We start from the raw sequence: 10858 nt of genomic DNA on the forward strand, positions 1-10858 counted from the left end.
CCTGTGAACCGGCATAGAGCGTCTTAAAGCCGCGATCCTGCTTTTCGTCGCCGTAGCGCGCAATCTTCAGCTCGTTAAAGCGTTCGCCGTCCATCATCAGCGTGCCTGCCGTACCGGAAATCTCCCAGGCGATGCCGAAAACTTTGCCGGCCGCAATGCGTGAGGACTCGATGACGCCGCCGGCGCGATTCTCAAAGGTCACCAGCGCCTGAAACTGATCGTCATTCTCTACCGCCAGGCGCGCGGCGTGCCGATCGGCCTGCGCGCCATAGCCAGAACCGCTGCCCGGCGCGGGACGGCTGTCGATAAAAATTTGTTCCTGACCCACAACGCTCTCAACCGGGCCCATCAGATACTGCGCCACGCTGATAACGTGCGAGCCTAAATCCCCCAGCGAGCCAGAACCCGCTTGTTCGCGTGAACAGCGCCAGCTCCAGGGCAGTTCAGGATCGTTAAAAAATCCCTGATCGAACCAGCCGCGAAAGCGCGTCGGCGTACCGATATCGCCGCGCGCGATAAGCTGTTTCGCCAGCTGCGCGGCGGGCGTTTTAATATTATTGAATGCCACAAAGGTTTGTACGCCTGCACGTTCCGCTTCCTCCACCAGCATCTGCGCATCGGCGAGCGACACGGTAAGCGGTTTTTCACAATAAACATGCTTTCCGGCGCGAATCGCGGCCAGCGCCATATCGACATGCATGCTGTTTGGCGTAGTGATATCCACGATATCGATCTCGGGATCTTCCACCATGGCCCGCCAGTCCGCGGTTCCCTGACGGAACCCGAATCGCTGCGCCGCTTCCTGCGCCAGCGCAGGCGTGGCGTCTGCAAGGGTATGCAGCAGCGGCTGTAGCGGCAGATCGCGGTAGAGCAGCGCGGCGCGGCGCCAGGCGTCGGCGTGCGCCTGACCCATAAATCCTGACCCAATCAGGCCGACGTTAAGGTGCTTTTTACTCATGCGAGACTCTCCTGGGCAAGAATATGACGGGCGACATAGCGCTGGGCGCGCGTGACCGTTTCAAGCGGCGGCGCGATGGCGGGGTCCTGTTCGGCTTCAACCACCAGCCAGCCGCTGTAGCCGCGCTCGGCGATAAAGCGCGACAGCGGCGCGAAATCGACGTCGCCGTCGCCCGGCACGCAGAAAAGACCGTTCAGCACCGCCTGGTTAAAAGTCCAGTCGCTGGCGCGCGCCTGCCGCAGCCGATCAAGGCGCACATCTTTCAGGTGGATATGGCAGATTCGATCGGCAAAGGCGTCAATCAGCAGCGGGTAAGAGAAGCCCGCCGCACAGGCATGGCCGGTATCGAGCAGCAGGCCGACATCGGGCGAACAGGCGTTAAGCAGAAGCGCGATTTCATCGAAGGTTTCCGTCGTCATCATCAGGTGATGGTGAAAGGCGAGCTGCAAACCATACTTGCGCAGCAGCGCCTCGGCGAAGCGCGACAGCCGCTCAGCATAGGCTTCGAGACGGTCTGCGGGCAGCAGGCGGCGCTGCCGCAGCGGGATATCGAGCGCATTTTCCGCCATCCAGCCGCATTCGCCGTAAACCATCACCTTCGCGCCGCAGCGGCTGAGCAGGGTCGCGTGCTGATGCACCGCTTCAAGCTCCGCCTCCAGGCTGCGCTCGGTAAGAAAGCCGTCATACCAGCCGGAAATCAGCCGCAGATCGTGCTGGCCCAGCAGCAGGTTGAGCGCGTCGGCGTCGCGCGGAAACAGGCGGCTCAGCTCTACGCCCTGAAAACCGGCCTGCGCCGCTTCGCGCAGACACTGCTCTGCGGTCGTGCCTGCGCCCAGATGGTGGAGCACTTCATTAACCCATGACAGCGGGCTGACGCCCAGCTTAGGCGCGGCGGCGCCCGGAGAATAAAAGGTGTTGTGACGCATTTTCCTGCTTCCTCAGAGAGTGAAAACAGGAAAAAAATAAGGCAGGGCGATCGGACAGGCTACGTCCATTTTGAGTGATTAACATCAACCGGAGCGCGCCGGGAAAGGCAACATTCGAGCAGGCGCTGAGCGAAGCAGGAAAGAGTTAATACCCAGACTCGTAAGCGGAAAGCCGCCGTCGCGCAGTAAAAGCAGGCAACGGCGGCAAGGGCGACGTCAGAAGCTATACGTCAGCCCGGCGTAGTAGGCGCGGCCGGGTTCGTTATAGGTCGAAGCGCCCGAATTTTCACGGTAGATACGCTTGTCCAGCAGGTTGCTGACCCCTGCATTGGCGCGCAGGCTCTTCGTCAGATCATAATTGAAATTAAGGCCCAGCACCGAATAGGCGCCGATTTCACGGTAAGACATATTACTGGTATCCAGACGCGTTTCTGTATACTGGCGCGGCTTCTGGCGGCCATACATTGTCCAGTTGATATTGCCGGAGAGATCGCTAGTCATCTGCCATTCAAGCTGCGAGTTAATGGTGTACTTCGGAATAATAGACAGCGGATTGCCGGTCTCTTTATTTTCCGATTTGATCATGTAAGTGGCATTGCTGCGCCATTCGAGGATATCTTCGATCAGCGGCACCGTCAGGTTGCCCTCCAGCCCTTCAACTACCGCTTTACCGCCGTTTTCCCAGCGCAGAATGTTATAGCCATTAGACGCCATGCCAACTATCTCGCTGCCGGCAACAATTTTGTTTTTGTAGTCGTTACGGAACCAGGTGATGCCCGCTACATAGCCTTGCTGGGTGTACTCAATACCCAGCTCTTTATTAACGCTGACCTCTGGCTCAAGATCGGCGTTACCCAGCAGATAACAGCTACCTGAGGTTATATTCTTTGGACAGCCGTTGCCGCGCGTCGCGAGCAGATAGCCTTCGGTAGACTGATAGAGATTAGGCGCTTTAAAGGCGCGGGCGATACCTGCTTTAAGCTTGAAGTGGTCTCCCAGCCCCTGCGACAGGTTCAGGCTCGGACTCCAGTTGGCGCCGAAACTGTTGTGATAGTCGAAACGAATGCCGGGAATAACTTCGGTAGTGTCGGTCGCGGCGATATTATCTTCAAAATAGAGCGAGCTGAGAGTCGCGCTGTTGGTGCTGCTGCGATCCGCCGCGTTGCCGCTGACGCTGCCGATAGTGACCCCCGACGAATTGGTGCCCTGCATTGATGCGGGATCGTTGAGCTTGTCATGATTCCACTCCGCGCCCAGCGTCACCGTCTGTTCGCGCAGCCAGTCGAGCGGGAAGTTAATTTCCGCGTTGCCGCGATAGCTCTCCAGTCGGCTGGTGTCGAAGGTATTGCTGTTGATCATCCCTTCAACTTTGCCTGTGGTTCCCTCTTTAAGACGCGTATTGTTAGTTTTTTCATAGTTAAAGGTCAGCTTTGACTGGCCCCAGTCCCAGATGCCGTTATGCGCCAGGCCGTAAGACTGTCGGTAAAGACGGTTAGTCTCGCTGCCGACCAGGGATTCCACCAGGCCGTCGGAACTTATATTGCCGTTGCTGTTTTGCGTATCCCCCGCGTAGATATTGCCCTGGCGGCTGTAGCCCCAGGAGAAATCAAGGATCTGCTCTGGATTGATTTTCCAGGAGAGCACGCTGTTGATATCTTTATTGCGCACGCCTTCGCGGCCTGCCGCATAGGAGCCGTTTTGCGCGGTGTTGATATCCCAGGCGTCGGCGTCTGTTTTATTAATATTGCCATACATGCGCATGGTCAGCGCGTCGCCCGCCAGCGGCCCGCTCAGGCTGAAGTTGGCGCGCTTAGTCGCCCCCTCTTTGCTGTCTTCCGGCTGGTTGGTAAAGAGCGAGAACGAACCGTGCCAGTCGGTGGTTGGTCGTTTGGTGATGATATTCACCACGCCGCCCGCCGCGCCGGAGCCGTAGCGCGCCGCTGCCGGGCCACGGATGACCTCAATACGCTCTACCATCTCTGCTGGCACCCAGTTTGTATCGCCGCGCGTGTCGCGCTCGCCGCGCCAGCTGTAGCGTATAGAGTTGCGCGACGAGACCGGCACGCCATCTATCATGATGAGGGTGTTTTCCGGCCCCATGCCGCGGATATCGATCTGGCGGTTATTGCCGCGGCTGCCGCTGGCGCTGTTGCCGGTCAGGTTGACGCCAGGCATTCTACGGATGATGTCGGAGAGATCGTTAACCGGCGGGCTTTTTTTAATATCTTCCGCAGTAATAGTAGACACGCCGGGCTGCTGCTTCAGCTTTTGCTCAGCGGTGACCAGCATCGTCTCATCATCCGCCAGTGCTTCTGTCTCTTCTGCGGCGCTGACGCCCGAGGCGCTCAGCAGACCGGCAATCAGCAGGGCGCCGGGACGCTTTCTGACATTGAAGGTTACATTCACTTAATCTTTCTCCCTGATATGTTTATCAATGTAAGCAAATGCGCATGATAATGAGAATGATTATCATTGTATAGATGCTGTTGATATCTTTACATTTCATTTCTGCACTGCGGGTTAATTAGTAAACAAAAGTAATGGCCAGCCAGAACGAGACGCGTTCTGGCTCATGTGCGGGTTGGAAGAAGGGGGATGATGGAGCGGCAAACAAATTGTTTAGTTAACGCATCCGTTACCGGGCAGGCTGAACCCGGTTAATCAATGCGCTCGTCACTGTGTCGCTTTAATGGCAAGAGGCGTATCGCCGAAGCGGTAAAGAAAGGCGTGAAAAACAGGGGGCGCCTGTCCGGCCTGCAGGCAGCGGTCAGCGCCACCGCCTTTACGCCTCTGTTAGCCGAATACGCGGCGCTACAGCCTGGCGATCAGCGTCTGCGCCAGACGGCGAAGATCCTCATCGTCGCGTAGCTCGCTGCTGGCCAGCAATTGTTGCTGATCGGCCAGCGCCGCGCGCAGTTTGCCCGCAACATCTACCGGCGTCGCCAGCGACTGCTGACGGGTACGCCGCTGGCGCAACACTTCGCCGCCGTTGAGGAACAGCGTGACCTCATGGAAGCGCAGCGCGGGGTTAATCGCGTCCGGCGGCGCGCGCTCGTCAGGCTGGCGCGTGACCTTCGCCGCCAGCGCCATAATTTGCGGATTGACCTCGCCTTCGGCAAAATCAGCCATGCGCAGGTCGCCGTAAATCAGCATGGCGGCAATGACATACTCCAGGCTGAAGCGCGCCTCAATGCCATTTTTCGGCTGCCGCACCGAGGCGGCAATATCGCCGCCTGGCGGAAATGCGACGGTAATGCGATCGATGGCGCTAAGCAGTTCAGCCGCAGAGCCAGTCCAGCGCTGGCGGATCTCGCGCGTCGCCTCCGCTGCGCTGTGCGTACCGGCGCAGGTGGCGAAGGGCTTGAACTCCAGGCCTGGCGCCGCGATACGCCAGGGCGCGCCCCAGCCCTCAGTGAGCTTTTCTCTTTGGGCCTGGTTGCCGCTTCCCAGCGAGATAAAAGCCTCAAGCACGCCTTCCGCCTGCCCGTCGAACCCCGCCAGCGCCAGCTGTGCGGCACGCACCGCGCGCTCTGCCGCGAAACCCGCGTGCAACGGCTTCACCGCTGAACCGAACTGCGCGCGCAGGCCGCTTGCCTCGGTAGCAGCGATGCCGAGCAGCACCGCACACTGACGCGCGTCCGCGCCGGTAAAACGCGCCAGCGCGGCGGCAGCGGCCAGGGTGCCGAGCGAAGCGGTATTGTGATAGCCGAGCGTATAGTGCTGTTGCGTCATCGCCAGGCCCAGCCGACCAGCCATCTCCACGCCGGTGATATATGCATCAAGAAAAAGCGCCACGTCAAAGCAGTCGCTTTCCGCCGCCCACGCCAGCAGCGCTGGCAGGATAACCACGCTGGGATGACCGCGGAAGTCGGCGTGAAAATCGTCGTAGTCGAGCGCGTGTCCGGCATAGCCGAGCAGCAGGGCGCGCGATGCCGGTCCGCTGTCGCGGTAAAGCCCCTGCAACAGCGGCAGACCGCTGTCCGGCACCTGCCGGTTAAGCACAGGCCAGCTTACGGCGAGAAAATCCTGTACCCCTTGACGCGCGTGCTGACGGGCGGTGGCATCGGCTGGCGCCAGACGAATAAGCTGGCTGAGCTGCCCGGTCAGGCTCATAGCCTTGCCGCCGGATAACGGAAAAAGCGCATCACTATCTCCTTGGAATAAGCAGAACCCAGAGGGTAGCAACAAAGGCGAGAATGGCTATATCTGAAATATCACTAAGCTTATGCAAATTTGTGAATAAGGAGAGCCAGTTATAAGGTTGCCTGAATAAGCGGTTGTCGTACTATGTCTTACCGACACGCGTGAAACGCAACTTCGCTAACATTCTGTTAAAGCGGCTTTTTTAGCCAGTAACCCGATACGTCGTGTTAGCCCTCGTCTTACCGCCCGCCTGAGCTGTCGGCAGACAATGGCAGCCACGGCTTTTTCTCATTGCGGGCATATCGTCAGGGTGCTGGCTGGACGGGCAAATGTTATGCACGCTACTCTGGCGCCTGCGGACTCGTCCTTAATGGCGCTGACGAGCCGGGCGCGGCGCAGGTAAAGCGCTTATCGCCACCGACCATTTTTATCGCCGCCCAAAGAGGGCGCTTATTGCAATCAGGGAAATAATATGGACAGTTCATCTGCAAAAAATCGTCTGCGTCTTGGTCTTTTCGTTCAGCCGGTAGGGCATCACGTCAGCGGCTGGCGCCTGACCGAAGAGCTGGGCGCACCCACCGATATCGACTGGCTTATCCGTCTGGCGCAGAAAGCGGAGGCGGGCCGCTTCGACCTGTTTTTCGTCGGGGATGCGCTGGCGACCAGCATGTATCGACTGCCGTCTACCATGGCGCGCCTTGAGCCGCTCACCATGCTGTCGGCGGTTGCGGTGAACACCCGTCGTATCGGGCTGGCCGCTACCGCGTCGACCACCTTCAGCGATCCCTTTACCATGGCACGCACCTTCTCCTCTCTCGATCATATCAGCCGCGGGCGTGCCGCCTGGAACGTGGTGACCTCTTTCTCCGCTGACGTAGCGAAAAACTTCAGCCGCGACGATATGCCGAACCACGCCGAGCGCTATGCGCGTGCGCGTGAGTTTCTGCAGGTCACAAATAAACTGTGGGAAGGCTGGGAAGAGGGCGCCGTACAGCCAGACCCGGCGTCAGGGCAATATTTTGTTAACGACAAGATTAACCCGATCAACCATGTCGGCGAGCATTTTCAGGTGCAGGGGCCGCTGAATATCACGCGTTCGCCGCAGGGGCGTCCGGTGATCATCGAGGCAGGCTCCTCCGCCGACGGGCAGAAGCTCGCCGCGGAAACCGCTGAAGTGGTCTTTACCGCTGCTGCCAGCCTGGAAGAGGCGCAGGCGTTTTATCAGTCGCAGAAAGCGCAGATCGAAGCGGCGGGCCGCAATCCAGAGCATGTGGTGATTATGCCGGGCGTGATGCCAATTGTCGGCCGCACGCGCGAGGAAGCGAAAGCGCTGTGGAAAGAGCTGAATACGCTGGTGGATATCGACAACGGGCTGAAACAGCTCTCGCTGCGCTTTGGTATGGATCTCTCTACTTATCCGCTGGACGGCCCGGTGCCGGAAGTGCCGCTGGGTGAAGGCAACCAGAGCCGCGTGAAGCTTATGACCGATATGGCGAAGCGCGAAAACCTGACGCTGCGCGAGCTGGCAGCTATCGCGGCGGGATCGCGCGGCCATCGGGTTATCGTCGGCACCGCGGAAGATATCGCCGACGACTTCCAGCTCTGGCTGGAGCAGGGCGGCGCGGACGGCTTCAATATTATGCCAGCCATCATGCCGGAGCAGCTGGATCTGTTTGTCGAGCTGGTTATTCCGGAACTGCGTCGTCGCGGCCTGTTCCCAACGGAGTATGCCTACGCCACGCTGCGTGAAAACCTCGGCCTGCCGACGGTCTGATGGTTGAGACGCTTTACCGCCGTCGCGCGGTTGGGGCGAAAAAAGCGGTAAAAAAGGCGCTGGTATTCAGCGCCTTTTTTTATCAGATCAGGAACTCGTCCAGCGAGCCGCCTGCATCCAGCACTTTTTTAATCGGCGAAGGCGTGCGGCCCTGACCGGTCCAGAATTTGGTTTCGCCGGTTTCATCCGTGAACTTATATTTAGCCGGACGCGGCGCGCGTTTCGCTTTTGGTTTGCTTTCGCTCTGCGCCAGATCGGCCAGGTCGGAAATATCAATGCCGTCTTTCATCAGCATCTCTTTATACAATGCCAGCTTTTCCGCTTTTTCTTTTTGCGCGGCTTGTTCAGCATTCACTTCTTCACGGCGTTCTGCGACAACGACAGAGAACTTTTCGAGCATTTCGTTTAACACGTCTAGCTCAATTTCTCGTGCCTGAACGCGCAGCGTACGAAGATTATTCAATGCTTTCAGCGCATCACTCATGGATATAACCCTTAACGAATCAAAATATGTAAAGCGCGCAGTTTACGGTAAAAAATTGATAAAGGAAATAAGCTAAAGCACAGATAGAGCTGTAAAAAGAAAAGAAGATTGGCTAACCCGTCTGGGTTAATGCGTTAGCATAAAAAAACAAGAACAAATATAAAGCAGCTACTCTGCCAGCATGCGTGTAATAGCGCGAGCGCCTGCAAAACCATCGGCATAATGCCATAACCCAGGGCGATCTCTTTATCTGCTCTCTGTTATCTGATTGAAAAAAAGGCTTTTATGTAACCCCGGCTATTATATTGGCGGCGATATTTTACGCCTCCCTTATTCAACAGTGCCTAAGCGATCAGCAACAGAGAGTTATATGCTTGTTAAGAGAGCGGGCCATTGCGCAGCGTTATCGTTGACGTTCGCAATATTTCCACGCTGGGAAAGTCAGGTGGTTAATATCATGGCGCGGCGGTAGTGACGTGCGCAACCATCACGGCAGCTAAATTAGCGTGCAACGTTCCAGTATTGGTTGTTATGAAATAATTTTTTTAGGCAGGCTGATGCGCATCGCTATATTAGCCCGCCTTACATCACAGAATTAAAGGGAGCGACTTGCGCTTATTTCCGGCTACAAAGGCAGAAATAGCGCTGTTATAGCTGGCGCGTCAGGAAAAGAGCAGAGCGTCTTAAGATGACTCTGCGTTCAGGTGAATGCCGTCTTCCTGGCCCGTTAATGCGTGCAGCCAGGCTGGGCCACTGCCACTACCCTTTCCGGTAACTTCCAGTTCTCAGGCTTTTGACAGCCTTGCTTCCTGAATAAACCCCTTATCTATCAGTCGCTTTCATGTCACAGCCTGTTATCGGTATTTTGCAGCATTTTTTAACAATTACTTGCAATGATAATGGCAATGCGTATATTTCTCATTTGCTTTATTACAGGATCGCGTTAGTAGAGCGTCTTACAGCCGGGCAGGTAATGCGCCTCGGCAACCAGTGGCAGCCACACCCAATAAAGAAAAAAGAGGAACAGCGATGTCTTTTGATGTTCACCGCGTCAGGGAATTCTGCGAGGGCGATTGCGCCAGCGCCATGAAACACCCTCTGCAACGCTCGCTGCTGGCCATGCTGATCGCCGCCAGCGTCGCGCAAAGCGCTCAGGCCGCCGATACGTCTGCACCAGACGAACAGACGCTTAACGTAGACGCCAGCGCCAGCAGCACCGGGCAACAGGACGCTCGCGATTACAGCGTGCCGATTACCCGCGCGGGCACCAAAATGGCGCTCACCGCACGCGATATTCCGCAGTCGGTTACCGTGGTCAGCAAGCAGCGCATGGAAGATCAGCAGCTTCAGTCGCTGAATGACGTGCTGCACACCACCACGGCGATTACCGGCGTGAGCAGCGATATGGATCGCACGACTTACTACGCTCGCGGCTTCCCCATCGACAATTTTATGGTCGACGGCATTCCGACCACCTTCGCCTCGCGCTGGAATCTCGGCGATGCCCAGTCCGATATGGCGCTTTACGAACGTGTGGAAGTGGTGCGCGGCGCGACCGGTTTGCTGACCGGGCCGGGCAATCCTTCCGCCGCCGTCAATATGGTGCGGAAACATGCTGACAGCAAAACATTCACCGGCAGCGTCTCCGCTACCTACGGCAGCTGGGGCAAACAGCGCTATGTCGCCGATCTCTCTACCCCCCTCAACGGTGACGGCAGCGTCCGTGGTCGTCTGGTCGCTGGCTATGATGACAAGAACAGCTTTATCGAACGCTACGGCGCGCAGAAGCAGTTTGTCTATGGCGTGGTGGATGCCGACCTGACTGATGCCGCAACCCTTTCCGTGGGCTATGAGTTCTCGCAGGTCAATACCGATTCGCCGATGTGGAGCGGCACGCCGCGCTGGTACACCGACGGCACGCAAATCCATTCCCGTCGCGGCTATAACACCGCGCCGGAGTGGGCCTACAACGATAAAGAGAACAAGAAAGTTTTTGTTAATTTCAAGCAGGATTTCGCCAACGGCTGGAATCTCACGCTGAACGGCACGCACAACGAGATGTTCCTCGACAGTAAGCAGCTCTATCTTGACGGCTACTTTGATAAAACCAGCGGCCTTGGCGTTTCGCAGTACGCAAACTATCCGGTAGTAGGCGGAACCGGCTACAACACCGGCAAGCGCAAAGTCGATGCGGTTGACGCCTTCGCCAGCGGCCCCTATGAACTGCTGGGCCGTCAGCATGAGATGATGCTGGGCGTTAACTACAGCCGTCAGCAGAATAAGTACTACAGCGCCTGGGCCAATATCTCGGCGGACGAGTTGGGCGATTACAATACCTTTAACGGCGACTTCCCGGAAACCAGCTGGGGCGAGCGTGCGCTGACCGACGACAGCACCACGGTTCGCCAGAAATCAGTCTATCTGGCGACGCGTATCTCGCTGGCCGATCCGCTGCATCTGATCCTGGGGGCGCGTTATACCAACTGGAATCGTCAGACGCTGACCACCGGCGAGGAGCTGGAAAAGAACAATATCACCCCTTACGGCGGGTTGATCTACGACTTCGCGGAGAA

General features: G+C 57.4%; 7 protein-coding genes. 2 read left to right on the plus strand and 5 right to left on the minus strand.

From position 1 onward, the window contains the following. The 4 genes from B3797_RS01095 to B3797_RS01110 form a co-directional block, all read right to left on the minus strand. The coding region (locus tag B3797_RS01095) for a Gfo/Idh/MocA family oxidoreductase (RefSeq protein WP_311790147.1) at positions 1-958 on the minus strand (958 nt) is incomplete at its 3' end. Next, the gene (iolE, locus tag B3797_RS01100) at positions 955-1884 is read right to left on the minus strand and encodes a myo-inosose-2 dehydratase (protein ID WP_311790148.1); all 930 of its coding nucleotides are present in this window, start codon (positions 1882-1884) and stop codon (positions 955-957) included. The genes B3797_RS01095 and iolE, both read right to left, overlap by 4 nt. Positions 1885-2100: 216 nt before the next feature. Continuing rightward, on the minus strand, positions 2101-4290 hold the full coding sequence (locus B3797_RS01105; RefSeq protein ID WP_311790149.1) for a TonB-dependent siderophore receptor: 2190 nt from the start codon (positions 4288-4290) through the stop codon (positions 2101-2103). Positions 4291-4695: 405 nt separating this feature from the next. Beyond that, positions 4696-5997 carry an MmgE/PrpD family protein gene (locus tag B3797_RS01110; protein ID WP_311790150.1) on the minus strand — a complete coding sequence of 434 codons (1302 nt, stop codon included), beginning with the start codon at positions 5995-5997 and terminating at the stop codon, positions 4696-4698. 502 nt (positions 5998-6499) lie between these two features. On the opposite strand from B3797_RS01110, the gene B3797_RS01115 reads away from it, so the two are divergent. Continuing rightward, the gene (locus B3797_RS01115) at positions 6500-7801 is read left to right on the plus strand and encodes an LLM class flavin-dependent oxidoreductase (protein WP_120456488.1); all 1302 of its coding nucleotides are present in this window, start codon (positions 6500-6502) and stop codon (positions 7799-7801) included. 82 nt (positions 7802-7883) lie between these two features. Here B3797_RS01115 and B3797_RS01120 read toward each other — a convergent pair whose 3' ends face one another. Continuing rightward, a complete protein-coding gene (locus B3797_RS01120) occupies positions 7884-8285 on the minus strand; it encodes an H-NS family nucleoid-associated regulatory protein (protein ID WP_120456486.1) in 402 nt (133 codons plus the stop codon). Positions 8286-9371: 1086 nt separating this feature from the next. Between B3797_RS01120 and fhuE the strand changes: the two genes are divergently transcribed. Next, positions 9372-10858: ferric-rhodotorulic acid/ferric-coprogen receptor FhuE (gene fhuE / locus B3797_RS01125; RefSeq protein ID WP_311790164.1), on the plus strand; the 1487-nt coding region annotated here is incomplete at its 3' end.

Source organism: Pantoea sp. UBA5923 (genome assembly GCF_002431095.1).
Classification (GTDB): Bacteria; Pseudomonadota; Gammaproteobacteria; order Enterobacterales; family Enterobacteriaceae; genus Pantoea; species Pantoea piersonii.